This is a genomic window from Bacillus marasmi (assembly GCF_902168435.1).
Lineage (GTDB): Bacteria > Bacillota > Bacilli > Bacillales > Cytobacillaceae > Bacillus_BU > Bacillus_BU marasmi.
Window position 1 is genome coordinate 198142 of sequence record NZ_LR656164.1, and the last position, 25100, is coordinate 223241.

Annotated in this window: 24 protein-coding genes; 20 read left to right on the forward strand and 4 right to left on the reverse strand. The window is 40.4% G+C overall.

Going from position 1 to position 25100, the window contains the following annotated elements; all coding sequences use genetic code 11:
- Positions 1–139: 139 nt before the first annotated feature.
- The 3 genes from FXW34_RS01015 to FXW34_RS01025 form a co-directional block, all read right to left on the reverse strand.
- Positions 140–391, reverse strand: coding sequence for a sigma-G-dependent sporulation-specific acid-soluble spore protein CsgA (locus tag FXW34_RS01015; protein ID WP_147532011.1), 252 nt, complete (start codon positions 389–391; stop codon positions 140–142).
- Between the two features lie 13 nt (positions 392–404).
- On the reverse strand, positions 405–608 hold the full coding sequence (locus FXW34_RS01020; RefSeq protein WP_147532013.1) for a hypothetical protein: 204 nt from the start codon (positions 606–608) through the stop codon (positions 405–407).
- 540 nt (positions 609–1148) lie between these two features.
- On the reverse strand, positions 1149–2858 hold the full coding sequence (locus tag FXW34_RS01025; protein WP_147532015.1) for an Rqc2 family fibronectin-binding protein: 1710 nt from the start codon (positions 2856–2858) through the stop codon (positions 1149–1151).
- 257 nt (positions 2859–3115) lie between these two features.
- Between FXW34_RS01025 and FXW34_RS01030 the strand changes: the two genes are divergently transcribed.
- The 17 genes from FXW34_RS01030 (at position 3116) to spoVM (ending at position 21298) form a co-directional block, all read left to right on the forward strand.
- Positions 3116–5794, forward strand: a complete 2679-nt coding sequence (locus FXW34_RS01030; protein ID WP_147532017.1) for a calcium-translocating P-type ATPase, SERCA-type — start codon at positions 3116–3118, stop codon at positions 5792–5794.
- A 120-nt stretch (positions 5795–5914) separates the two neighbouring features.
- Positions 5915–6790, forward strand: a complete 876-nt coding sequence (locus FXW34_RS01035) for a YicC/YloC family endoribonuclease (protein ID WP_147532019.1) — start codon at positions 5915–5917, stop codon at positions 6788–6790.
- A gap of 59 nt (positions 6791–6849) precedes the next feature.
- On the forward strand, positions 6850–7116 hold the full coding sequence (gene remA, locus FXW34_RS01040) for an extracellular matrix/biofilm regulator RemA (protein ID WP_147532021.1): 267 nt from the start codon (positions 6850–6852) through the stop codon (positions 7114–7116).
- 11 nt (positions 7117–7127) lie between these two features.
- Positions 7128–7742, forward strand: a complete 615-nt coding sequence (gene gmk, locus FXW34_RS01045) for a guanylate kinase (RefSeq protein WP_147532023.1) — start codon at positions 7128–7130, stop codon at positions 7740–7742.
- A gap of 2 nt (positions 7743–7744) precedes the next feature.
- A complete protein-coding gene (gene rpoZ / locus FXW34_RS01050) occupies positions 7745–7966 on the forward strand; it encodes a DNA-directed RNA polymerase subunit omega (RefSeq protein WP_147532025.1) in 222 nt (73 codons plus the stop codon).
- A gap of 173 nt (positions 7967–8139) precedes the next feature.
- A complete protein-coding gene (gene coaBC, locus FXW34_RS01055; RefSeq protein ID WP_147532027.1) occupies positions 8140–9333 on the forward strand; it encodes a bifunctional phosphopantothenoylcysteine decarboxylase/phosphopantothenate--cysteine ligase CoaBC in 1194 nt (397 codons plus the stop codon).
- 11 nt (positions 9334–9344) lie between these two features.
- Positions 9345–11762, forward strand: a complete 2418-nt coding sequence (gene priA / locus FXW34_RS01060) for a primosomal protein N' (RefSeq protein ID WP_147532029.1) — start codon at positions 9345–9347, stop codon at positions 11760–11762.
- 62 nt (positions 11763–11824) lie between these two features.
- A complete protein-coding gene (def, locus tag FXW34_RS01065) occupies positions 11825–12310 on the forward strand; it encodes a peptide deformylase (RefSeq protein ID WP_147532031.1) in 486 nt (161 codons plus the stop codon).
- Positions 12307–13248, forward strand: a complete 942-nt coding sequence (gene fmt, locus FXW34_RS01070; RefSeq protein WP_147532033.1) for a methionyl-tRNA formyltransferase — start codon at positions 12307–12309, stop codon at positions 13246–13248. Before def ends, fmt begins: the two co-directional genes overlap by 4 nt.
- A 1-nt stretch (position 13249) precedes the next feature.
- Positions 13250–14599: a 16S rRNA (cytosine(967)-C(5))-methyltransferase RsmB gene (gene rsmB / locus FXW34_RS01075; protein WP_147532035.1), complete on the forward strand. Its 1350-nt coding sequence runs from the start codon at positions 13250–13252 to the stop codon at positions 14597–14599.
- A 4-nt stretch (positions 14600–14603) separates the two neighbouring features.
- Complete coding sequence (gene rlmN, locus FXW34_RS01080) at positions 14604–15692, forward strand: dual-specificity RNA methyltransferase RlmN (RefSeq protein ID WP_147532037.1); 1089 nt, start codon at positions 14604–14606, stop codon at positions 15690–15692.
- A gap of 4 nt (positions 15693–15696) precedes the next feature.
- Positions 15697–16449: a Stp1/IreP family PP2C-type Ser/Thr phosphatase gene (locus FXW34_RS01085; protein WP_147532039.1), complete on the forward strand. Its 753-nt coding sequence runs from the start codon at positions 15697–15699 to the stop codon at positions 16447–16449.
- Between the two features lie 2 nt (positions 16450–16451).
- A complete protein-coding gene (gene pknB / locus FXW34_RS01090; protein WP_147532041.1) occupies positions 16452–18425 on the forward strand; it encodes a Stk1 family PASTA domain-containing Ser/Thr kinase in 1974 nt (657 codons plus the stop codon).
- Between the two features lie 437 nt (positions 18426–18862).
- Positions 18863–19744, forward strand: coding sequence for a ribosome small subunit-dependent GTPase A (rsgA, locus tag FXW34_RS01095; protein ID WP_147532043.1), 882 nt, complete (start codon positions 18863–18865; stop codon positions 19742–19744).
- A gap of 1 nt (position 19745) precedes the next feature.
- Positions 19746–20390: a ribulose-phosphate 3-epimerase gene (gene rpe / locus FXW34_RS01100; RefSeq protein ID WP_147532045.1), complete on the forward strand. Its 645-nt coding sequence runs from the start codon at positions 19746–19748 to the stop codon at positions 20388–20390.
- 74 nt (positions 20391–20464) lie between these two features.
- The gene (locus tag FXW34_RS01105; protein WP_147532047.1) at positions 20465–21121 is read left to right on the forward strand and encodes a thiamine diphosphokinase; all 657 of its coding nucleotides are present in this window, start codon (positions 20465–20467) and stop codon (positions 21119–21121) included.
- A gap of 96 nt (positions 21122–21217) precedes the next feature.
- The gene (gene spoVM / locus FXW34_RS01110) at positions 21218–21298 is read left to right on the forward strand and encodes a stage V sporulation protein SpoVM (RefSeq protein WP_147532330.1); all 81 of its coding nucleotides are present in this window, start codon (positions 21218–21220) and stop codon (positions 21296–21298) included.
- Positions 21299–21733: 435 nt separating this feature from the next.
- Here spoVM and rpmB read toward each other — a convergent pair whose 3' ends face one another.
- Complete coding sequence (rpmB, locus tag FXW34_RS01115) at positions 21734–21922, reverse strand: 50S ribosomal protein L28 (protein WP_090830093.1); 189 nt, start codon at positions 21920–21922, stop codon at positions 21734–21736.
- 315 nt (positions 21923–22237) lie between these two features.
- Here rpmB and FXW34_RS01120 point away from each other — a divergent pair, with 315 nt between their 5' ends.
- The 3 genes from FXW34_RS01120 (at position 22238) to sdaAB (ending at position 25070) form a co-directional block, all read left to right on the forward strand.
- Positions 22238–22600, forward strand: coding sequence for an Asp23/Gls24 family envelope stress response protein (locus tag FXW34_RS01120; protein ID WP_147532049.1), 363 nt, complete (start codon positions 22238–22240; stop codon positions 22598–22600).
- Positions 22601–22615: 15 nt separating this feature from the next.
- Positions 22616–24286, forward strand: coding sequence for a DAK2 domain-containing protein (locus tag FXW34_RS01125; protein WP_147532051.1), 1671 nt, complete (start codon positions 22616–22618; stop codon positions 24284–24286).
- A 121-nt stretch (positions 24287–24407) separates the two neighbouring features.
- Positions 24408–25070, forward strand: coding sequence for an L-serine ammonia-lyase, iron-sulfur-dependent subunit beta (sdaAB, locus tag FXW34_RS01130; RefSeq protein ID WP_147532053.1), 663 nt, complete (start codon positions 24408–24410; stop codon positions 25068–25070).
- The last annotated feature ends 30 nt before the right edge of the window (positions 25071–25100 follow it).

Consider the following 25100-nt stretch of genomic DNA (forward strand, 5'->3'; position numbering starts at 1 on the left):
AGAGGATGAACCTTTTGGGGTTGATCCTCTTTTTAATTTGGGCGATTATATTTCGCTTTTGGCGATTAAATCGGGATTTTGGCGATTAAATGGAGAAATCGGCGATTAAATCAAAATTTCGGCGATTAAACCTAAATAGTTAGAATAGTAACTCATAGACCTCATTTAGTTCGTGAGCCCGCTTTGCATCCTGCTCTTCCTTAGCATAATTGATTTCATCAGGTAAAATTTTATCTAAAAAATCAATCTCTTCTTGATCAAGAACTCGTACAAACGCTTCTTCATTTTGGAAAGCCTGACTAGCCAGTTTTTTATAAATTCTTTTTCCAATCGAATATTGATCAGTGTAATTGGATATTGTTTCTCGCAAGTAACCAAGGGTTTTATCCATGCTTTATCTACTCCTACTCATCAAAAAAGTCTAAAAATGATTTGTCATTCTTGCTTTGCTTATTTTGATAATATGGATTGTCTTCCGTTGCATCCTTTGGGTCGAGATTAGTTTTGATGGCTAGAAATGGCCCTTTTGGCGTTTCAGCAATTATTCTGTCTGTTAGGTTTTTAAATTCGGGCAGTTTGTTATTACCAGGCTGTTGTGGTTGTGTCACTTTTGCCACCTCCTAAAGAATAGGGTGCAGAGAAAGTTTGAAATTTATGTATTGGAGGTTTATGGTGGCTTCGTAGAATAATCTTGTAGAGGAAATGTTGTGACAAATTAGTGAAATTACCAGAAATTCTGTGTGTTTTTGGATTTCACTGAAGTAAATACAATTTTTTTTGTTTATTTCTGAAGGCTATTATGCTGTTTTCTTTCATTTTTTAAAAAACCTCAACTATATTGAGCGTATAATTATGAGGTAATTTTTTTGATTAGAAGATATGCTCGATTTTTCAAAACTTATGCTCGGCTTTTCGAAATTTATGCTCGACTTTCGAAGATTTATGCTCGGCCTTTCAATATTTATGCTCGATGTAAAATTTTGTATGCTCGAAAAAAACACCATTTGCTCACCTATACCCCGTTATGCTTATTTTTTACGATAAATGCTCAAATATATCACATTATGCTCAGGTTCGGTTTGGTCCTATACTAAAAAGATCTCCTCCCCCCAAAAAAAGAACGCCGACTCAATGTCAGCGCCTAAAATTTATCTCTTCAATTTCAGCACAATATCTTCACTTGGTGTTACATATACGGTTTGTTGGTGATCGTAAATGACAAAGCCAGGTTTCGCACCACTAGGTTTCTTTACATGCCTCACAAGGGTAAAATCCACTGGAACCGAGCTTGATTCACGTGCTTTGCTAAAATAAGCAGCTAATGAAGCAGCCTCTAAAATCGTTTCTTCAGATGGTGCTTTCGAACGAATCACGACATGAGAGCCGGGAATATCCTTTGTGTGGAACCATAAATCATCACGTGCTGCCAGTTTATTCGTTAAATAATCGTTTTGCTTATTATTTTTACCAACTAAAATTTCAGTACCATCTGAGGCTGTGTACGAATCCAGGACTGGTTTCGCGTTAACTGATTTTTTTGCCTGACGCTTGCGTCGGTCGCGGATGTAGCCGCCCTCAACTAACTCCTCGCGAATTTCCTCAATATCCTTTGGTGAGGCGGTTTCAACCTGGGACAAGAGCGCATCAAAATAGGCCACTTCATTGCGTGCTAAAGCAATTTGTTCGCGAACAATCTCCAATGCGTTTTTGGCTTTTTGATATTTACTAAAATAACGTTGTGCATTATCGGATGGATTTTTTTGCGGATCAAGTGGAATCGTCACAGTTGCTCCAGTTTCATCATAATAATTGATGACCTCAATTTCCTTCATGCCGCGCGTTACGGAAAACAAATTGGCCGTCAGCAATTCACCAAACAACTGATACTCATTTGCCCGTTCGGCTTCGGTAATGGTCGCTTCCAATTTACCAATTTTCTTTTCATTTTTATCTTTTTCATTAATAATGAAGCGCAATAAGTCGGTGGCTTGCTGTTTCACACGGTCTCTTACCGCTTTGCCAAAATAGTACCGATCAAGCATTTCGCTTAAGGTGGAGAATGTTTTTGCTTCGCCCCCGTGTGAATCAAGTGGGAATAAGTAATAGGCTTCCTTGCCACCGTTTTCTGTTATCGCTGGTAAATAATCATGTCTGTAAATTTTATTAAGCATGGCCAAAAATGCTTTTGGCAGTGTGGTCCGATTGGCTAGTCCAGCTTGGTGCAAAATCTCCTTGGCAACTAGAGGCGATATACCCGCAAAGTTGGTCACAATCTGCTTATCTAGTTTACCGGCATTAAAGTCCAAACGACGTAAAATGTCATCTTCATTAAGACCAAATGGGTTTTGTTTATCCTGTTGTGGCGGTAAAATATACGGCTGCCCAGGCAAGATCGCTCGATGGCTGTTAACGGCAAATGAGACATGCTTAATGCTGTCTAGAATCATTTTCCGGTCTTTATCGACCAAAATGATGTTGCTATGCCGACCCATGATTTCTACAATCAACTGCTTATAGGAAAGGTCACCGAGTTCATTGCGGCCTTTCACCTCAAATACAATGATCCGATCAAGTTCAATCTGATGAATATCTTCTAAAATAAACCCTTCGAGGTGCTTACGCATCAGCATGCAGAACATCGGTGGTTCTGCGGGGTTTTCATAGCTTTCATTCGTTAGTTGTGCTCTGGCATAGCTTGGATGAATCGACAGCAGGAGTCGGTGATTCTTCCCATTTGCACGAATGACCATCAGTAATTCATTTGGAAATGGCTGTTGGATTTTATTAATTCTTCCCCCTTTAAGCGCTTGGGAAAGTTCATTTGTCATGGCGCGCGTAAATAATCCGTCAAAAGACATAGTCATAACATCCTTTACTATATGTAGCGCTCAAGTGAGAGCTTTTCTCAGTCTAGCTACGGAGGCTAGGGGCTCGGGTTACAAGCCAAACCCTTCCAGAAATCAGGATTTCCTGCAGTGCTCGTCTTGTACCTGTCGCCCCTGGGCAAGCCTCCTCCGCTTTTCTTACTACATTCTATCATTTTTTTGGACGAGGCTGAATAAGCTTTATTTAGATAAGCAGTGTATGCAAAATAAGGAGGAAGTGAGATGGCCGGATGAAGTTCCATGAGATGAGTAGAAATGATGTAGGGGAAGCATTAAATACCGACCTATCCTTAGGATTGTCCGAAGAAGATGTTAAAAAGAGGAGAAAACAGTACGGTTATAATGAACTCGAAGAAGGGGAGAAGCAATCCGCCTTACTTCTTTTTTTAAGTCAATTTAAAGACTTCATGGTTCTAGTGCTACTTGCGGCCACACTGATTTCAGGGTTACTTGGGGAATATATCGATGCAATCGCCATCATTGCAATTGTAATTGTAAATGGCTTTTTAGGATTTTTCCAAGAACGTCGCGCTGAAAAATCGCTTCAGGCGTTAAAGGAACTGTCCGCCCCTCAAGTAACTGCCCTCAGAAACGGTAATTGGACTAAAATTCCATCCAAAGAATTAGTGCCAGGTGACCTAATCAAATTTACTAGCGGTGACCGAATAGGTGCCGATGTGAGATTAATAGAAGCGATGAGTTTAGAGATTGAAGAATCAGCATTAACAGGAGAGTCTTTACCTGTTCAGAAACATATCGATTCCTTAAATCCAAATGAACATCTAGGAATTGGTGACTTGGAAAATATGGCCTTTATGGGCACGATGGTTACAAGAGGTAGTGGAATTGGAGTCGTTTGTGCTATCGGAATGAAAACGGCGATGGGACAAATCGCCGACCTGCTTCAATCTGCAGAAACGATGGAAACACCACTGCAACGTCGGCTTGAGCAGCTTGGAAAAATATTAATTGTTGCTGCCCTTTTACTCACAGTATTAGTAGTCGCACTAGGCGTTATGCAGGGGCATGACCTTTACACGATGTTTTTAGCGGGTGTGTCGTTAGCGGTTGCTGCGATTCCAGAAGGTTTGCCAGCAATTGTTACCGTTGCACTAAGTCTTGGGGTACAGCGGATGATTAAGAAAAATGCAATTGTTCGTAAGCTGCCAGCGGTAGAAACGCTTGGTTGTGCGTCGGTAATTTGTTCTGATAAAACCGGAACAATGACACAAAACAAAATGACCGTCACTCATGTATGGAGTGGGGGAAAAACGTGGACGGTTGATGGAGTTGGCTATGAACCACGTGGGAATTTTTATTTTCGCCATCAGCCTTGCAGTTTAGATCACGAAAAAGAGCTTCAGCAATTACTTATGTTTGGTATGCTTTGTAATCATGCTGAAATCACTAAAAAAAATGATGAATTTATCATAGATGGTGATCCGACAGAGGGAGCACTGTTAGTAGCAGCGATGAAGGCGGGCTATGAACGGAAGCAATTACTAAACCAATATGAAATTGTTAACGAATTCCCATTTGATTCTACTCGAAAGATGATGAGTGTCGTCGTGAGAGATCCTGCGGGCAAACACTTTGTTGTGACGAAAGGGGCACCAGATGTTCTTCTTGGAAAATGTCAATCTGCCCTTTGGGATCAAAAAACACAGTATATTAATGAAGAATCTAAAACGACCGTGCAAAATGCAATTAACGAGCTTGCCTCACAAGCACTCCGAACGATTGCAATTGGTTTTAAGCCGATTCCGCCCAATACACTTATATTGCACGAGGATGAAGCTGAGAAGGATTTAATTTTTATCGGATTACAAGGGATGATTGATCCGCCACGTCCGGAAGTAAAACAAGCTGTCAAAGAATGTAATGAAGCGGGAATTAAGACGGTCATGATAACTGGTGACCATGTCATCACAGCAAAAGCAATCGCTAAGCAATTGGGCATTTTGACTGGAAAAAGTAAGGTGCTTGATGGTAAAGCATTATCTGAAATGGAATTAAACGAGCTCGAGGAAGTGGTTGATGATGTATCAGTATTTGCGCGTGTATCGCCTGAGCATAAGCTGAAAATTGTGAAGGCACTGCAAAACCGCGGCCATATCGTCGCTATGACTGGAGACGGCGTCAATGATGCACCGGCAATTAAGGCGGCAGATATTGGGGTTGCAATGGGTATTACTGGAACTGATGTTGCTAAAGAGGCATCAGCGCTTGTTTTATTGGATGATAATTTTGCGACGATAAAAACAGCGATTAAAGAAGGACGGAACATATACGAAAATATCCGGAAATTTGTTCGATATTTACTCGCATCAAATGTTGGGGAAATTCTGGTGATGCTTTTTGCGATGCTAATGGGCTTACCATTGCCGCTTGTGCCAATCCAAATTCTTTGGGTCAATTTAGTAACCGATGGTCTGCCTGCTATGGCGCTTGGCTTAGATCAGCCTGAGGGTGACGTCATGAAGCGAAAACCACGAAGTCCGCGGGAAGGCGTTTTTGCAAGGGGACTCGGCTGGAAGGTCATTTCGAGAGGTTTCCTGATTGGGGTTGTCACACTTGCTGCGTTTATGACCACATACCGGAATCCGGATGATCTTGCTTATGCCCAAACCGTGGCATTTGCTGCCCTTGTTATGGCTCAATTAATCCATGTATTTGATTGTCGCAGTGAAAAATCTGTCTTTTCTCGGAATCCTTTTGGAAATAAATATTTAGTGCTAGCGGTTATTTCATCACTGTTATTAATGTTTGTTGTTATTTACTATCCGCCTTTACAGCCAATTTTCCATACAGTTCCGATTATTGCCAAGGATTGGATATTAATTACAGCATTATCCTCAATTCCAACTTTTTTACTGGCAGGTTCATTTTTCGCAAGAAAAACAAAATAAAGTATGTTATAATTCACAGGGTAATAGAGGGGACTCTATTACCTTTTTCTTTGAAAACAATATTTACTCTATTGATTCACATGCATTTTTGATTTTCTTCATAAGATTGGATGTGTAATAATGATTGTAAGCATGACTGGTTTTGGTCGTAGTAAAAAGGAATCAGAGCGTCTTAGTGTCACAGTAGAAATTAAAACAGTGAATCATCGGTTTTGTGAATTTTATTTTCGCATGCCAAGGACTCTTTTAAAAATAGAAGATAAATTGAAAAAAAAGCTTAGTGATTATATCCTAAGGGGTAGGGTCGAAGTATTTGTGACCTTAACTGGCGAAGCCGTTGTTAATCGCAAGGTTCAAATTGATTGGAATCTGCTTGACGATTATTATCAATACATAAATGCAATTAAAGAGAAGTATGGACTAAACGAGCAAATATCCTTAAAGGAGCTTGTTAATCGCGAAGAACTCATTACGATTGAAGAGAGTGATGAAGAAAACGATGAGCTTGAAACATTAGTCCTTGCTGCTGTCGAAGAAGCTGCCCTAAGTCTCAAACAAATGAGACAAACAGAAGGGGAGGCATTGGCAGACGATATTTCTGATAATCTAAACCAGCTAAATAGTCGTGCCATACAGCTAAAGGAATATGCGCCGATTGTTGTTAACCAATACAAGGATCGCATTACAAAGCGAATGCAGGATTATTTATCTGGACAAATAGATGAAGCAAGAATTGTCACAGAGGTTGCTATTTTTGCTGAAAAGGTTGATATTAATGAAGAACTGACTAGACTAAATAGTCATATTCAACAATTCCAAAAAACATTACTATTAAAAGAGTCGGTAGGTCGGAAGCTTGATTTTCTTGTTCAGGAAATGAATCGTGAGGTTAATACGATTGGTTCAAAGGCAAACGATTCAACGATTGCTGGTGAAGTAGTCGAAATGAAGAGCTTGTTAGAGAAAATCAAAGAACAGGTTCAAAATATCGAATAAAACCGTTTAGCGACTAAGTCTCGCGGTAAAAATAGATAAAGAACTACAGGGGGATTACCATGGGGATTCAATTAATTAACATCGGGTTTGGGAATATTGTATCTGCAAACAGAATTATTTCAATTGTAAGTCCTGAATCCGCACCGATAAAGCGAATTATTCAAGATGCACGCGATCGAGGATCCTTAATTGATGCAACTTACGGAAGACGAACTCGAGCTGTGATGATTATGGATAGTGACCATGTGATATTATCTGCTGTTCAGCCTGAAACAGTGGCACAAAGGTTAAATAATAACCGTGAGGAAATCATTGAGGAAGGGTAGGATTTACTAATATGCACGAAAAAGGCTTATTAATCGTTCTTTCTGGACCATCTGGTGTTGGAAAGGGGACTGTTCGGAAAGCGATTTTTGCCCATCCCGATACAGCGTTTGAATATTCCATTTCGATGACCACGAGAGCACCTCGTGAAGGGGAAGTAGATGGAGTAGATTATTTCTTTAAATCAAGGAATGAATTTGAAGAACTCATTGAGCAAGGCAAGCTTTTAGAATATGCTGAGTTTGTTGGCAATTATTACGGAACGCCTGTTGACTATGTAAGAGAAACCCTAGATAACGGTAGAGATGTTTTTCTGGAAATTGAAGTACAGGGAGCAAGGCAGGTTCGTGAGAAGTTTCCAGAAGGATTATTCATTTTTCTTGCACCACCTAGTCTTAGCGAATTGAAAAATCGCATCACAACTAGGGGCACAGAATCAGAAGAAATCATCAACAATCGGATGACAGTAGCAAAAGAAGAAATTGAAATGATGTCATTATACGATTATGTGGTTGAAAATGATCAAGTTGACAATGCGGTTGATAAAATAAAAGCAATTGTTATTGCGGAACATTGTCGCAGAACACGAATTGAACAACGCTATAAAAAAATGCTGGAGGTAGAATAAATATGCTTTATCCTTCGATTGACTCTTTATTAACAAAGATTGATTCAAAATATTCATTAGTATCAGTAGCTGCAAAAAGAGCGCGAATTCTTCAAGAGGACAGTAGCTATCAGCTATCAAAGTATGTTTCTCATAAAAACGTGGGGAAATCCTTAGAAGAAATTCATGCTGGTAAATTAACGTTTTCAAATGAAGCAAAAAATGAAGACACTCCGACTGAATAAGATAAGGTCAATCAAATAACAACCTGAATGGGTTGTTATTTTTTTAGGTGTTGATTAGAGCGGAAGGCACAGTGCCTGGAGCAGAAATTAACATATTAGAATGAAATAAATGAAAAAAATCCGATATTCTTGCATAATAAAAGAAAGAACTGTTGATAGGTGGGGGGACATATATGTTAAAAGGAAAAAAGATTCTGCTCTGTGTGACCGGCGGAATTGCAGTGTACAAAGCAGCAGCACTAACAAGCAAGCTTACCCAAGCGGGAGCTGACGTGAAAGTCATTCTTAGTGATGCGGCTCTTAAATTTGTAACACCGCTAACCTTCCAAGCATTATCAAAAAATGATGTATATACAGACACGTTTGATGAGAAGGACTCAAATGTGATTGCGCATATTGATTTGGCTGATTGGGCTGACCTTGTCTTGGTCGCACCTGCTACTGCCAATACGATTGCAAAGCTAGCCTATGGACTAGCGGATAATATGATTTCAACAACATTACTAGCAACGACAGCACCGGTGTGGGTGGCTCCAGCAATGAACGTCCATATGTACGATCATCCCGCTGTTCAGAAAAATATTATGACACTCGCCCAATTCGGCTACCAATTTATTGAACCGAGTGAAGGTTATTTAGCCTGTGGATATGTAGGTAAAGGTCGTTTAGAGGAGCCTGAAAAAATCGTTGAGCTTCTGGGCCTATTTTTTGCAAAGAAAAACCCTAAACTTGTTGGCAAAAAGATCATTATTACGGCAGGACCAACGAGAGAAAGTATAGATCCTGTTCGCTATATTACGAATCACTCAACCGGTAAAATGGGCTATGCGATTGCGGAAGAAGCGGCCAAAGCAGGAGCAGAAGTTTTATTAATTTCCGGACCTGTCAGCATTACACCACCTAATGGTGTAACTGTTATTCATGTGAGTAGTGCAGAAGACATGTATCTGGCGGTAATGAAGGAGTATGAAAAAGCTGATGTAGTGATTAAAACAGCTGCAGTAGCTGATTATCGACCAAAGGTACAGCATGATAATAAAATGAAGAAGCAGCCGGGTGAACAAGTGTTAGAACTAGAACGTACAAAGGATATTCTGTTTGAGCTTGGACAAAGAAAGACTGAGCAAATATTAGTGGGCTTCGCTGCGGAAACGGAGCATGTTGAAGAATATGCAATGGGCAAATTAAAAAAGAAAAATACCGATATGATTGTCGCTAATAATGTGAAAACAGCTGGTGCTGGGTTTGGAACGGAAACGAACATTGTTACCATTTATAAAAAGGATGGGACGAGTCTTGAGTTGCCGCTTATGACAAAGCATGAGGTAGCGCAAAACATTCTCGAACAAATCTCGCTTTTATTATAGGATGAGAAAATATGAAAATTGCAAGTGTAATTGTTGACGTCTCTGCTAAACAAATTGATAAGGGCTTTGATTATTTGATTCCTGAACAGTGGCGAGGATTAATTGAGCCAGGCATGCGTGTCGTCGTTCCGTTTGGCCCTCGTCACATTCAAGGCTTTGTTGTCGGTGTGAAGGATGATTCAGATTTCGATATGAATAAGCTAAAAGAAATCATCGAACCGATGGATTTGACTCCTGTATTGAACGAAGAAATGCTTGAGCTCGGATATTGGCTCACTGATGAGGTGCTTTGCACAAAGATCTCCGCCTTCCAAGCGATGCTTCCAGCCGCTTTAAAAGCGCAATATGATAAAAAAATTACCCTGTCACCTTCTGCAAACATTGGGGAAGTACATGATGATTTACGCCTTTTTCTACTAACTGAGAACGAGTTGTCCTGGAAGGAAGCGCTCCAGCACGATTTGATTTCGATTGTCCATAAGGAGCTCGCTAAAGGAACGATTGAAGTCCAATATGTGGTCAAGGAGAAAACGAAGAAAAAGAAGGTACTTCACGTGCTTCCTGCACTGGCAGCTTTTGAGCTAGAGCTTGAAAAAGAAAAATTAACAAAAGCTAAAAAGCAAATGGAACTCGTCCAATTTTTTATCGAAAATCCTAAGCCAATCGAACTGAAAAAGCTGCAGGTAAATCTTTCGGTAAGCAGTGCCACCATTAAAAGCCTTATTGAAAAGGGAATCCTCAAGCAACAGGAAATGGAAGTGTATCGTGACCCTTATGAGAATCGGGAATTTAAACGAACAGAACCGTTTCCGTTAACTGAAGAACAAAGCGAGGCTATAGCGCCAATTGTTCATGCAATTGAAACCGGACAGCACGAAGTTTTTCTTCTGTATGGAGTGACTGGGAGCGGAAAAACCGAGATTTACCTCCAATCAATTCAAGAGGTAATTGATAAGGGGAAGGAAGCAATAGTGCTTGTTCCGGAAATCGCGTTGACTCCGCAAATGGTTAATCGATTTAAAGGGCGCTTTGGCGATCTCGTCGCGGTATTACATAGCGGACTTTCAAGCGGTGAGAAGTATGATGAATGGCGTAAAATTCAACGCAAAGAGGTTTCGGTTGTTGTTGGTGCTCGTTCGGCCATTTTTGCACCGTTTGAGAATTTAGGCATCATCATTATTGATGAGGAGCATGAAACGAGCTATAAGCAAGAGGAAAATCCACGATATCATGCTCGCGATGTGGCAATAAATCGAGCTAAACGATATTCGTGTCCAGTTATCCTTGGCAGTGCAACACCTGCACTTGAAACCTTTGCCCGCGCTCAAAAGGGAGTTTATCAGCCATTAACCTTAACGAAGCGAATGAATGAGCAAGCTTTACCATCCGTGAAAATAATTGATATGCGGGAAGAGCTCAGGGGCGGGAATCGCTCAATGTTTTCGAGTGAGTTATTTGAAAAGCTCCAAGATCGTTTGCAAAAGAAGCAGCAAACCGTCTTATTTTTAAATAAACGTGGTCATTCATCCTTTGTGATGTGCCGTGATTGCGGTTATGTCGTGCTTTGTCCGCATTGTGAAATCTCCTTAACTTATCATCGCGTGCAACATAACATGAAATGCCATTATTGCGGGTTTGAATCAGCGGTACCAAAGCTTTGTCCAGAGTGCCAGAGTGAGCACATTCGCTATTTTGGTACGGGGACTCAAAAGGTTGAGGAGGAGTTAGCGAAGCTTTTACCTGAAGCTAGGGTCATTCGCATGGATGTCGATACGACGACACGCAAGGGATCGCATGAAAGGCTGTTAACAGAATTTCAGGAAGGGAAAGCGGATATTTTACTGGGAACTCAAATGATTGCAAAAGGGCTTGATTTTCCTAATATTACGCTCGTTGGTGTCTTATCGGCCGATACGATGCTACATCTTCCAGATTTTCGCGCATCAGAGAAAACGTTTCAATTGTTAACCCAGGTGAGCGGTCGAGCAGGTCGCCACCAGCTTCCAGGTGAGGTTGTGATTCAAACCTATACACCAGAACATTACAGTATTGAACTGGCTGGAGAGCAGGATTTTGATCGATTTTATGCGAAAGAAATGCAAATGCGAAAAATCCATCAATACCCGCCATTTTACTACTTGGCTCTCATTACAGTCAGTCATGAGGAGTTAATGAAGGTGGTCTCTGTTACCGATAAAATCGCCCGCTATTTACGCTCGCATCTATCAAATAAAGCGGTAATATTAGGTCCGGTTGCTTCACCAATTCCAAGGATCAAGGATAGATATCGCTATCAATGTTTGATAAAATACAAGCGGGAACCAGAGTTAGTCAATACGCTGAAAAAAATCAATGAACTATTTTTACCAGAAACAACAAGAACGGGTATGCAAATCTCAATGGATATGAATCCATATATTTTAATGTAAAGTTATGAGAATCAAGATTTTAGTTGAAAATGAAAGATATAGATACAATTGGAGGAACGGATTTGGCTATACGAAAAATCGTCACTTATCCTGCTGATATATTAGAAGTGGAATGTGAGAAAGTAACTGTATTTGATAAAAAACTGGCAAAGCTCTTAAATGATATGTACGATACGATGATTGAGCATGATGGAGTAGGGCTTGCTGCTCCGCAAATCGGCTTAAACAAGCAGATTGCCATTGTAGATATCGATGATGAAATGGGAACAATAGAGTTAATTAATCCTAAAATCATTGAAGCGACTGGAAGCCAGATTGGACCGGAAGGATGCCTTAGTTTTCCAGGTGTATACGGTGAAGTTGAAAGAGCGAATTATGTAAAGGTACAAGCACAGGATCGGAAGGGAAGAACCTTTTTAATTGAAGCAGAGGAATTTTTAGCAAGAGCGATCCAGCATGAAATTGATCATTTAGCAGGTGTTTTATTTACTACGAAAGTAACTAAATACTTAAATGAAAGTGAATTGGAAGGAGGCGAAGACGAATGACCAAAATCGTGTTTATGGGTACGCCTGATTTTTCAGTGCCGATTTTACGAAGCCTCGTTGAGAACGGCTATGATGTGATTGCGGTAGTGACTCAGCCAGACCGTCCAGTTGGTCGTAAAAAGGTATTGACTCCGCCGCCGGTAAAAGTGGAAGCAGAGTCGCATGGAATTCCGGTGTTTCAGCCGGAAAAAATCCGCCGTCCAGATGAATTAGCACCGATTCTTGAGCTTAAGCCAGACCTTGTTGTCACTGCTGCATTTGGTCAAATTTTACCAAAAGAATTACTTCAAGCACCTAAGTACGGCTGTATTAATGTACATGCCTCCTTGCTGCCTGAATTGCGCGGTGGCGCTCCAATTCATTATGCCATTTTACAAGGAAAGAAAACAACGGGTATTACGATTATGTACATGGCAGAACAATTGGACGCTGGCGATATTCTCACGCAACGTGAGGTTGAAATTAGTGAAGATGATAACGTGGGTACGCTGTTTGATAAGTTAAGCAAAGTAGGCTGTGATTTGCTCATCCAAACCTTACCGAAATTGCTCGCAAATGAGCTTACCCCGATAGCGCAGGATGAAGAAAAAGCAACTTTCGCCCCAAATATTAAGCGAGAGCAGGAGAAAATTGACTGGACTAAAGCTGGCGAAGACATTTACAACCAAATTCGTGGTTTAAACCCGTGGCCAGTCGCCTTTACGGTATGGAATGAATTGCCGCTCAAGATTTGGCAAGCTACCAAGCTTCTTGCCTCGAAACAAGCAGCGCCAGGAACCGTTATTGATCTTCATAAGGACGGTATCGTCATTGCAACCGGCAATGAAACAGCAATCAAAATTACCGAGCTTCAGCCATCTGGGAAAAAGAAAATGGGTGCAGCCCAATTTTTACAGGGAAAAGTCTCATTGAGTATTGGTGATAAGATTGGAGACTAAAATGAAGGAAAAGAAAAAAAACGTCCGTGAAGCAGCGCTGGAGTTGCTGGAAGCTATCGACAAAAATCAGGCCTACAGTAATCTTCTTCTAAATAAGACGATTGAAAAAAATCAGATTTCCAGAATGGATGTTGGATTGTTAACCGAGCTTATTTATGGGACATTGCAGCGTAAGATGACTTTAGACTATTATTTAGCTCCATTTTTAAAAAACAGTAAAAAGCTTGAAGGCTGGGTATTAAATCTGCTAAGGCTTACTGTATATCAAATGGTTTATTTAGATAGAGTACCTGACCGAGCCGCGATTTTTGAGGCGGTCGAGATTGCCAAAAAACGAGGTCATAAAGGGATTTCAGGTATGGTGAATGGAGTGCTGCGCAGCATCCAACGTAACGGTCTTCCGAGCCTTGACGAAATTGCTGACCCGATTGAACGACTTTCTGTTGCGACAAGTCATCCTGAATGGCTCGTTAAGCGTTGGGTTGAACAATTGGGCTTTGAAAAAACTCAAGAAATGTGTGAAGTCAATTTAACACCACCGACGCAAACAGCTCGAGTGAATTCAACAAAAATCAGTCGAGATGACTGTATGACGCTCCTTGCGGAAGAGGGCTTTCAGGTTGAGAAAAGTTCGATTTTACCAGAAGCAATTAAAGCTTTGCGTGGCAATTTAGCTACTTCAAATGCCTTTAAGGAAGGTTTACTTACCATACAGGATGAAAGCTCGATGCTTGTTGCACATGCTTTAGATATTCATACTGATGAAAAAGTACTTGATGCTTGTGCTGCTCCAGGAGGAAAATCAACGCATATTGCGGAAAAGTTGAACAATACTGGTTCGGTCATCTCGCTCGACCTTCATGAGCACAAGGTGAAGTTAATTGCTGAAACAGCCTTGCGACTAGGCTTAAACAATATTAAAACAAAAGCGCTCGATTCACGAAAGGTCCAGCAGCAATTTACCAAGGACAGCTTTGATAAAATCCTACTTGATGCACCGTGCTCTGGTTTAGGAGTAATGCGACGAAAGCCTGATATGAAATTTACAAAAAAAGCCGAAGATCTAAATCGACTTCAGACGATACAATTGGATTTGCTTGATTCTGTTGCTCCATTATTAAAGAATGGTGGTATATTAGTTTACAGTACATGTACGATAGATAAAGAAGAAAATACCGCAGTAGTTGAGAAATTTTTAAATAAACATCCTGAATTTGTAGGTGACCTTTCCGTAAAAGAGAGAATGCCTGAAGGGGTTCAGCCGTTGGTTGAAGATTTTTCTTTGCAAGTATTGCCGCAGGACTTCGGCTCGGATGGTTTTTATATCGCGTGTTTAAGGAAGAAGGTGTAATATTTTGGAAAGTATAACAACAGCAGAGAACCAATCATCTAGTGACACTAAACGTTCAATATATTCGTTGCGATTAGAGGAATTAAAGGATTGGTTAAAGGAAAATAATGAAAAGCCTTTCCGTGCTGAGCAGATTTTTGATTGGCTATATAAAAAAAGAGTCTCATCGTTCGAGGAAATGACAAATCTTTCGAAAGGATTACGGGACAAACTTGGCGAACATTTTGTGTTAACGACCTTAAAAACGATTATTCAACAATCCTCGTCAGATGGCACGATAAAGTTCCTGTTTGAGCTTAAGGATGGTTTTTCGATTGAAACGGTCCTGATGCGACATGATTATGGGAATTCTGTTTGTGTCACAACTCAGGTTGGTTGTCGGATTGGCTGTACATTTTGTGCATCAACTTTAGGTGGCCTAAAGCGGAATTTAGAAGCTGGGGAAATTGTAGCGCAGGTCGTGAAGGTTCAACAAGCACTTGATGAATCCGATGAGCGAGTTAGCTCGATTGTCATTATGGGGATTGGCGAACCATTTGATAACTATGATAATATGTTATCCTTTTTAAAAATCTCTAATAGTGAACAGGGCTTAAATATTGGGGCACGCCATATTACCGTATCGACTAGTGGTATCATTCCTAAAATTTATCAATTTGCCGATGAAAACATGCAAATTAATTTTGCAATATCGCTACATGCTCCTAACACAGAAATTAGAAGTAGGCTCATGCCGATTAACCGAGCTTATCAGCTTTCAGACTTAATGAAAGCAGTGCGCTACTATATTGAAAAAACAGGACGTCGGGTTAGTTTTGAGTATGGTTTGTTTGGTGGGGTCAATGACAAGGTAGAGCACGCAGAAGAATTGGCTAGACTAATAAAAGGAATCAAATGCCATGTAAATTTAATCCCAGTCAATTATGTTCCAGAACGGGATTATGTAAGAACTCCAAGAAATCAAATTTTTGAATTTGAAAAAACACTAAAAAAACATGGAATCAATGTGACGATTCGCCGCGAGCACGGGCATGATATCGATGCAGCATGTGGTCAACTTCGTGCTAAGGAGCGGAAAGAGGAGACGAGATAAACGCATGAAAGCAGTTTTTATGACAGATAGAGGGAAAATTCGTCAACATAATGAAGACAACGGCGGGATTTTTGTAAATCACGCCGGACAACGCTTAGCAATCGTTGCTGATGGAATGGGTGGTCATCGTGCTGGGGATGTTGCCAGTGAAATGGCGATTAAAAGCTTGAAGGAATTTTGGGAACAGTCTGAAGAAATTACAACGGCTGAAGTTGCTGAAAGCTGGATTCAGGAGCACATTCATGTGGTGAATCGGGAAGTTTTTCAACACTCGCAAACGCATGATGAATGTGAAGGTATGGGCACAACCATTGTCGCGGCTATCTGTACAAATAAATTCACGACGATTGCCAATATTGGTGATAGCCGATGCTATATGTTGAATGAGGTAGGCTTTAAGCAAATTACAGAAGATCACTCATTGGTCAATGAGCTTGTCCGCTCAGGCCAAATCTCAAAGGAGGATGCAGAGCATCATCCACGCAAAAATGTCCTAACACGAGCTTTAGGTACTGAAGCAGATGTTGCGATGGATATTACGACGATTACCTTTGAGGAAGGGGATTTACTGCTTCTTTGCTCAGATGGACTATCAAACAAGGTAAGTGAAAGTGAGCTTAGCGAAAAACTAACTGAAGACATCACATTGGAGCATAAGGCAACGAGTCTCATCGAGCTTGCTAATCATTATGGCGGTGAGGATAATATCACCCTTGTTATTGTAGAATTTTACGATACATGCGAAAGTGGTGAATAAACATGATGATAGGGAAGCGTGTAAGCGGTCGTTACAAGATCATTGATATGGTCGGCGGCGGTGGAATGGCCAATGTTTATTTAGCACACGATATGATACTAGATCGAGATGTTGCAGTTAAAATGCTTCGGCTTGATTTTGCCAATGATGAAGAATTTATTAGACGCTTTCATCGTGAAGCTCAATCGGCAACAAGCCTAGTACATCCAAACATTGTCGGAATTTATGATGTTGGGGAAGAAAAAGACCTCTATTATATTGTCATGGAATACGTTGAGGGGCAAACGCTAAAACAATACATACAGCAAAATTCTCCACTAGCAGTGGATGAAACGCTAAATATTATGAAGCAATTAACATCAGCCATCTCTCATGCACATCAAAATCATATTATCCATCGAGATATTAAACCTCAAAATATATTAATTGATCACCAAGGGAATGTGAAAATTACTGATTTTGGTATTGCTATGGCCTTAAGTGCCACTAGTATTACTCAAACAAACTCAGTCCTTGGCTCGGTCCATTACTTATCGCCAGAGCAGGCAAGAGGTGGAATGGCTAATAAGAAATCTGACATATATTCGCTGGGCATTGTGATGTTCGAGATGTTAACTGGTCGACTTCCGTTTTCAGGCGAGTCTGCTGTGTCTATAGCTCTAAAGCATCTACAATCGGAAACTCCTTCAGTTAGACGCTGGAATCCGCTTATTCCACAAAGTGTGGAAAACATCGTTTTGAAAGCAACGGCAAAGGACTCTTTCCATCGTTATAATAGCGTGGAGGAAATGGAACTAGACTTGGGGACTGCCCTCGATGTAGAAAGAATCAATGAACCTAAATTTATCATCCCAGTTGATGACGAAGCAACGAAAGCAATTCCTATTATTACAAATGATCGCAGTTTTCCTCATAATTTGGATGAAACTCGGATTCATGAAAAAGAAAAACCAAAAGAAGAACCGCAACCAGTAAAAAAAGAGAAGGAACCAAAAAAGCCGAAAAATCGCAAAAAATGGTCAATCATCCTAGGCTCCGTCTTTGCAGCATTGGTACTGTTCGGAATTTTGGCTGTAACAGTGCTTCCAGATTTAATCGGACCTGAGGACGTGTCTGTTCCAGATGTAAGTGAAATGGAACTAGAAGATGCTATATCAGAAATCATATCAGCTGGTCTTGAGGTAGGCGATACGATCGAGATACCAAGCGATGAAATCGATGAAGGCTTTGTGGTGAAAACCGATCCGAAAGCAGGTAGCTCCGTAAAGGAAGGTACCAAAATTGATGTTTACCAAAGTACCGGTAAAGAAAAGATAGAGCTTGACGATTACGTGGGTCGTAATTTTGATGATATCGTACGTTTACTAGAAAAGCAAAACTTCAAGGATATTAAAACAACAGAAGTATATGATTCCAGTGAACCTGGCACGATATTAAAGCAATCACCTGAGGAGGGTGAAGAGGTTCTTCCTGAGGATACAGTCCTTGAATTTACCATCAGTAAAGGTCCAGAAAAAATCGTCCTAAAGGATTTAACTGAATTTAATGCAAAAGGTGTTCAAGACTATGCTGAGTCTAATGGATTAACGATTGACATGTCGCAGGAGCAGTATCACGATACGATTGCACAAGGCTTAGTCATTTCGCAAAATCCAGCACCTGGAACACAACTTAATAAGGGTGATAAGGTTACCGTCATTATGTCAAAAGGAAAACAAGAAATACCGCCTAAAAAGGTAGTAAAGGAAATCACCATTCCTTATGTTGAAACGGAACCAGGTCAAGCAAATGAAGTACTAATTTATGTAGAAGATATGAACCGAAGTATGACTGAGCCTTATGAGACAATCTATATTACTCAAACCGTAAAAAGGACAATAGAATTGTTCATTCCATATGGGAAAGTTGCAGGCTATAAAGTGATACGTGATAAGAGTGTCTATATAGAAGAATCGGTCTCCTATCCTGCAGAATAATTAGGGAAATGTCTGTCAGATGGCGTGATACTACGCCTTCTGCATTTTTATCAATGTCTAGCTGTAGGCGCCATCGGCTCGAGGTCTTAAGTCAATCCGTCCAAAAGGTAAAGATCAACCTTTCGGCCGGCTCGTCTTAAGCTTGTCGCCGATAAGCGGGCGCCTTCCGCATTTCAATGTCCAGCTGCAGGCGCCATCAGCTCGAGGTCTTAAGCCAATCCGTCCAAAAGGTAAAGATCAACCTTTCGGCCGGCTCGTCTTAAGCTTGTCGCCGATAAGCGGGCGCCTTCCGCATTTCAATGTCCAACTGCGGCGGCTAGGGGCTCTGGGTCATAAGTCAATCCGTCCAGAAGGTAAAAGACAACCTTCAGGCCGGCTCGCCATATGCCTGTCGCCCCTGAACGAGCCGCCTTCGCATTTCATAAGGGAGTGTTGCTATGCCTGAGGGCAAAATTATTAAAGCGCTTAGTGGGTTTTATTATGTGCTAGGTGATGAAGGAATCGTGCAATGTCGGGGAAGAGGCGTTTTTCGAAAAAACAAGATCACCCCATTAGTAGGGGATTATGTTGTATATCAAGCTGAAAATGATCAGGAAGGCTACATTCTTGAGGTCAAAGAACGGAAAAATGAATTAGTCCGTCCACCTATCTCAAATGTTGATCAAGCGATTCTCGTGTTTTCTGCTGTTGAACCAGATTTTAGTACAAATTTGTTGGATCGTTTTCTTGTGCTTATTGAGTACAATCATATAACGCCAATTATATGTATTTCCAAGTTGGATTTAACCGATGAAAATTTAAGGGTGAAGCTTGAACAATATGCAGAGGATTATCGAAAAGCAGGCTATACCGTTATCCTTACCTCCTCAGAAACAGAGCTTGGTATTGATAAGCTAGCTCCGTATTTAGAAGGTGAAATATCGGTGTTTGCTGGTCAATCTGGTGTCGGAAAATCATCATTGCTTAATGTTTTACGACCAGATTTAGATTTGAAAACGGATGATATTTCTTCCCACCTTGGTCGAGGGAAGCATACGACTAGACATGTAGAGCTAATTGAAGTCGGTAATGGACTAGTTGCGGATACACCTGGATTTAGCTCGCTGGAATTTACTGATATTGAAGCCGAGGAACTGACTTATTGTTTTCCGGAAATCGCAACCGAAAGTGAAAAATGCAAATTTAGAGGCTGTCTGCATCTCTCGGAACCAAAATGTGCAGTGAAGGCGGCCGTGGAGAACGGTGAAATACCAATTTACCGTTTCGATCACTATAAGGATTTTTTACAAGAAATAAAAGAGAGAAAGCCGAGGTATTAACATGGTTAAAATAGCACCATCAATATTATCAGCTGATTTTGCTAAGCTGGGGGAAGAGATTAAAGATGTTGAGCGTGGAGGCGCAGATTATATTCACGTTGATGTAATGGATGGCCATTTTGTTCCAAATATTACGATTGGCCCATTAATCGTGGAAGCGATTCGTCCAGTAACAAAATTACCATTGGATGTACATTTGATGATTGAAAATCCAGATCAATACATTGAAGCATTTGCAAAAGCAGGAGCAGATTATCTCACGGTACATGTGGAGGCGTGTAGACATCTTCACCGTACTTTAGGCTATATTAAGTCATTTGGAGTAAAAGCAGGTGTTGTATTAAATCCAGCAACACCAGTCGAAATGATTCAGCATGTTTTAGAAGATGTGGATATGGTGTTGTTTATGACTGTAAATCCAGGCTTTGGTGGTCAGAAATTTATTCCATCTGTATTACCGAAAATCAAGCAATTAAGAGAAATGATTGATGCAAAAGGGCTCGATATCGAAATTGAAGTTGATGGTGGCGTTAATGCAGAAACTGCAAGACTTTGCGTGGAAGCAGGAGCAACAGTTTTAGTCGCAGGCTCTGCAGTATATAACCAAGCTGATCGTGCGAAAGCGATCGCTGAAATCAGAGGATAATAATAAAACTTTAAAGAGTCAGCAAATTGCTGGCTCTTTTCCAAAGGATAAAAGAGGATGTCAGGTGATTTGAAATGATAATCAATATTGTTGGAGGCGGTCCGGTTCAATTTTTTCCTGATTTGAAGCTGTATGATGATGATGTATCGATTTGGATTGGTGTTGATAAAGGCGTCACCATTTTACTGAACAAAGGAATTACACCATCATATGCTTTTGGAGATTTTGATTCAGTTTCCGGTGAAGAATGGCAAAAAATTGAGCAGACAGTCAGCGGTATTCAAAGATTCAAGCCCGAAAAAGATGAAACGGATATGGACTTAGCCATTAATTGGGCTCTCGAGCAAAGGCCTGAACGCATTCGAATTTTTGGCGGTACTGGAGGACGATTGGACCACTTCTTTGGAAATGTCCAATTATTACTAAAACCAATTTTACAAAAGCAGACCACAGAGATTAACATAATCGACCAGCAAAACATAATCTATGCTAAACCGCATGGAGTACATACGATTGAAGAATTGGCAGAACTAAAGTATATCTCATTTATCCCCATCACACCTGTAAAAAATCTGTCGCTTCGAGGGTTTAAATATCCTTTGACGGATTGTCATATTCCGCTTGGTTCAACATTATGTATTAGTAATGAGCTACTAAAGGATTATGGTACTTTTTCCTTTTCCGAAGGCATATTATTGGTGATAAGAAGTTGTGATTTAATAATCACCTGATAAAAGTAAAGTACTCATCTACTTATATTGAATATGATATTAAGGGCAGATTTAAACACGGTATGGATTTGTTTTAGATGGTGAGGAGGGACAATTATGAGATTTTATACGATCAAACTGCCAAAATTTCTTGGAGGACTTGTCCGTGTAGTGATAGGAGCATTTAAAAAGGGTTAATGTTTTTAATGTTTGTGGCACCCCGCTTATATAAAAATATAGATGGCTTGGTTGATGCACCCTAATCGGGGTGCTTTTTTGCTATTAATTAAGATTGACTCCTTCATTTGCAGAAGTAACCAGAAAATATTGTAACAATGATTGTGATTGAGTATTCGGTTTCGGTAGGTGGACAGAAACTAAGCCATCAATAAGGGTGATTGACTATTTGGTTTCGGTAGGTGGACAGAAACAAAGACATCAATAAGGTTGATTAAGTACTTGTTTTTCGCATTGACCACAAAGAACGCCTCAATGAAGCCGAATTAGCAGCTATATTTTAGTGCACTAACCAAAATGAACGTAATAGACCTACATAGTGTCAAATAAGACTTTCTCCGAGCAATAAATCCATAAAGAAAAAAGACACCCATCATAGGTGTCTTCAAGAGTGCATTATACGCGTTCTACTTTACCGGATTTTAACGCTCTTGCTGAAACCCATACACGTTTAGGCTTTCCGTCAACAAGAATGCGTACTTTTTGAAGGTTTGCACCCCATGTACGCTTGTTAGCGTTCATTGCGTGGGAACGTGCATTACCTGTAGTGGTTTTCTTACCAGTGATTACACATTTACGTGGCATGTTTCTTTCCCTCCTTACTACCGAAGCTTGAAACTATTTTCCATGCTGGTATTTACAATCGCCAGATTATGTCCAACAATTTTAAAAACATAGAGAATGTTTGTTTCTTAGACATAAAAAGATACTTTAATAATTTAACATACAACCTCGGTGAATGCAATAGGATGGGAAAAAAGCTTTCAAGAAAAATTCCTTGACATAGTAAAAGACCCATAGTTCATAATAATACTGTTAGGATGATTCCCTTTCAAAATTAAATTGGTTATAGTAAAATTACCTTAGTCAAGCAGCAATTTCCAAAAGGGGGAACGATTTATGTCAATAGAACTTAAAACTCAGTACGGCCAAATTGATATTTCAAATGATGTTATCGCTACAATTGCAGGCGGTGCGGCAACAGATTGCTATGGTATTGTAGGAATGGCTTCAAAGCAACAATTAAAAGACGGTTTGACCGAAATTTTGCGTCGAGAAAATTTCACGCGTGGCGTGATCGTTCGTCAGGAAAATGAGGAAGTACATATCGATATGTATATTATCGTTAGTTACGGAACGAAAATTTCCGAGGTTGCTCACAATGTACAATCAAAAGTGAAATATACATTGGACAAAACCGTTGGGCTTGCAGTTGACTCGGTAAATATTTACGTTCAGGGTGTTCGTGTAACGAACCCGTAGTGAGGAGGATTTTTTGTGTCGATTAACGTCTTAGATGGAAACCGTTTCGCAGAAATGATTATTCAAGGTGCTAATCATTTATCTGCTAATTCAAAATATGTCGATGCGTTGAATGTATTCCCTGTTCCAGATGGTGACACAGGAACAAATATGAACTTATCTATGACTTCTGGGGCAAAGGAAGTAAAAAATAACACCCAAGCACATATTGGTAAAGTAGGTTCAGCGCTATCAAAGGGTCTACTAATGGGGGCACGTGGAAATTCAGGTGTTATTTTATCTCAACTATTTCGAGGATTTTCCCGTGCCATTGAGCATAAGTCTGAAATTATAGCAAAAGACTTTGCAGCTGCGCTTGAAGCTGGAGTTGAAACCGCTTATAAAGCTGTTATGAAGCCTGTTGAAGGAACGATTTTAACAGTTGCTAAAGATTCTGCGAAAAAAGCAGTTCAGGTAGCTAAAAAGCAAACTGATATTATCGTGGTCATGGAGGAAGTAGTGAAGGAAGCACAAAGCTCACTAAACCGTACTCCTGATCTTCTACCAGTCCTAAAAGAGGTTGGTGTAGTGGACAGTGGTGGACAAGGTCTTGTATTTGTATATGAGGGCTTTCTTGCTGTATTAAAGGGAGAAGCACTTCCAGAAGCTACAACTGCCCAAGTGAAAATGGAAGAACTAGTAAGTGCTGAGCATCACAAAAGTGTTCAAAGCCATATTTCAACAGAGGATATTGAATTCGGCTATTGCACAGAGTTTATGGTGAAGCTTGATCATGAGAAGCAACCTTTTTCTGAAGAAACCTTCCGTCAAGATTTAAGTCAACACGGAGACTCCTTACTTGTCATAGCAGATGAAAAGCTTGTTAAAGTCCACATCCATGCGGAGCATCCAGGGGAAGTGTTATCCTACGGCCAACGCTATGGAAGTCTTGTAAATATGAAAATTGAGAACATGCGTGAGCAACATTCAACTATCGTTGGCGAGCCGACATTGGAAGTTGAAACTAAACCTGCTAAGCCAAGAGAGGCTCGTGAGTATGCGATCGTAACGGTATCCATGGGAAGTGGTATTGCTGAACTGTTCAAGAGCATCGGTGCCCAAGCAGTTATCGAAGGCGGTCAAACGATGAACCCTAGTACAGAAGATATCGTTTCGGCAATAAAGGAGGCAAACGCCAAAAAGGTGATTGTGCTTCCTAATAATAAGAATATTATAATGGCTGCAGAGCAGGCGGCTGAGCTTGTTGAACAAGATGTGATTGTCATTCCATCGAAAACCGTTCCACAAGGGATGTCAGCAATGCTTGCATTTAATCCAGTGGTTTCCTTAGGTGAAAATAAAGCAGCGATGACAGATGCACTTCAGCATGTGAAAACCGGTCAGATAACCTTTGCGGTTAGAGATACAAGCATCGATGGTTTAAATATTGAAAAAGACGATTTTATGGGGATTTTTGATGGGAAAATCGTTGTGAAAAATAAAGATAAGGTAAAGGCAGCACAGGAATTGCTTAGCGAAATGATTGATGAGGACGCAGAAATCCTTACAATCCTGCAAGGTGAGGATGCAACGGATGCAGATGTTGCTGGACTTACAGACTTTATCCAATCGCAATTTCCAGACATAGAAATCGAAATCCACAACGGTGAACAACCATTATATGCCTTTATTTTTTCTGTTGAATAATAAATGTAATATGCCAATGAAATAGGAGGAGCTTCCTCCTATTTTTTTGTGGGTTAAATTGAGCGATTTGGGATTCTCCGTCATATAATAGAATAATAGACAGAAGAGAGGATGCGGCAGCGTGAAATACAAAAGCGTTTTTGACATCATCGGACCTGTTATGATCGGTCCATCAAGTTCACATACCGCAGGTGCAGCAAGAATTGGCCGCGTGGCGCGTAGCTTATTTGCTCGACAACCAAAATGGGCTCATATTCATTTTTATGGATCATTTGCCCAAACATATAGGGGACACGGTACAGATGTGGCCATGATTGGCGGAATCCTCGATTACGATACCTTTGACGAAAGAATCATTGATGCCATTAATATCGCCAAAAGTTCCGGCTTGGAGCTTCATTTTTATGAGGAAACAGCGATTCCTAATCATCCAAATACCGCCAAAGTTCGCATTGGTGATGAGCAAGGAGAATTAGAATTAGTAGGTATTTCAATTGGTGGCGGTAAAATTGAAATTATTGAATTAAACGGTTTTCAATTAAAGCTATCTGGCAATCACCCGGCGATTTTAGTTTCGCACAACGATAAGTTTGGGACAATCGCAGGCGTATCCAATACATTAGCAAAATATGAAATTAATATTGGGCATATGGAGGTTTCAAGAAAGGATGTTGGGCAGAAGGCACTGATGACAATCGAGGTCGACCAAAACATTGATGACAGCATCCTCAAGGAAATTGAAAAACTCCCTAATGTGCTAAAAGTAACGAAAATTGTAGAGTAAATACCTTTAAAAAAAATTTGTGAACAAATC

Excerpts from the sequence above, each read along its gene's own strand:
- FXW34_RS01120 (WP_147532049.1), top strand. The coding sequence starts at position 22,238 with ATGTCAATAGAACTTAAAACTCAGTACGGCCAAATTGATATTTCAAAT.
- rpe (WP_147532045.1), top strand. The coding sequence starts at position 19,746 with ATGGTTAAAATAGCACCATCAATATTATCAGCTGATTTTGCTAAGCTG.
- rpoZ (WP_147532025.1), top strand. The coding sequence starts at position 7,745 with ATGCTTTATCCTTCGATTGACTCTTTATTAACAAAGATTGATTCAAAA.
- FXW34_RS01025 (WP_147532015.1), bottom strand. The coding sequence starts at position 2,858 with ATGTCTTTTGACGGATTATTTACGCGCGCCATGACAAATGAACTTTCC.
- gmk (WP_147532023.1), top strand. The coding sequence starts at position 7,128 with ATGCACGAAAAAGGCTTATTAATCGTTCTTTCTGGACCATCTGGTGTT.
- coaBC (WP_147532027.1), top strand. The coding sequence starts at position 8,140 with ATGTTAAAAGGAAAAAAGATTCTGCTCTGTGTGACCGGCGGAATTGCA.
- rpmB (WP_090830093.1), bottom strand. The coding sequence starts at position 21,922 with ATGCCACGTAAATGTGTAATCACTGGTAAGAAAACCACTACAGGTAAT.
- priA (WP_147532029.1), top strand. The coding sequence starts at position 9,345 with ATGAAAATTGCAAGTGTAATTGTTGACGTCTCTGCTAAACAAATTGAT.
- FXW34_RS01015 (WP_147532011.1), bottom strand. The coding sequence starts at position 391 with ATGGATAAAACCCTTGGTTACTTGCGAGAAACAATATCCAATTACACT.
- pknB (WP_147532041.1), top strand. The coding sequence starts at position 16,452 with ATGATGATAGGGAAGCGTGTAAGCGGTCGTTACAAGATCATTGATATG.
- fmt (WP_147532033.1), top strand. The coding sequence starts at position 12,307 with ATGACCAAAATCGTGTTTATGGGTACGCCTGATTTTTCAGTGCCGATT.
- rsmB (WP_147532035.1), top strand. The coding sequence starts at position 13,250 with ATGAAGGAAAAGAAAAAAAACGTCCGTGAAGCAGCGCTGGAGTTGCTG.
- spoVM (WP_147532330.1), top strand. The coding sequence starts at position 21,218 with ATGAGATTTTATACGATCAAACTGCCAAAATTTCTTGGAGGACTTGTC.
- FXW34_RS01085 (WP_147532039.1), top strand. The coding sequence starts at position 15,697 with ATGAAAGCAGTTTTTATGACAGATAGAGGGAAAATTCGTCAACATAAT.
- rsgA (WP_147532043.1), top strand. The coding sequence starts at position 18,863 with ATGCCTGAGGGCAAAATTATTAAAGCGCTTAGTGGGTTTTATTATGTG.
- remA (WP_147532021.1), top strand. The coding sequence starts at position 6,850 with ATGGGGATTCAATTAATTAACATCGGGTTTGGGAATATTGTATCTGCA.
- FXW34_RS01035 (WP_147532019.1), top strand. The coding sequence starts at position 5,915 with ATGATTGTAAGCATGACTGGTTTTGGTCGTAGTAAAAAGGAATCAGAG.
- FXW34_RS01105 (WP_147532047.1), top strand. The coding sequence starts at position 20,465 with ATGATAATCAATATTGTTGGAGGCGGTCCGGTTCAATTTTTTCCTGAT.
- FXW34_RS01030 (WP_147532017.1), top strand. The coding sequence starts at position 3,116 with ATGAAGTTCCATGAGATGAGTAGAAATGATGTAGGGGAAGCATTAAAT.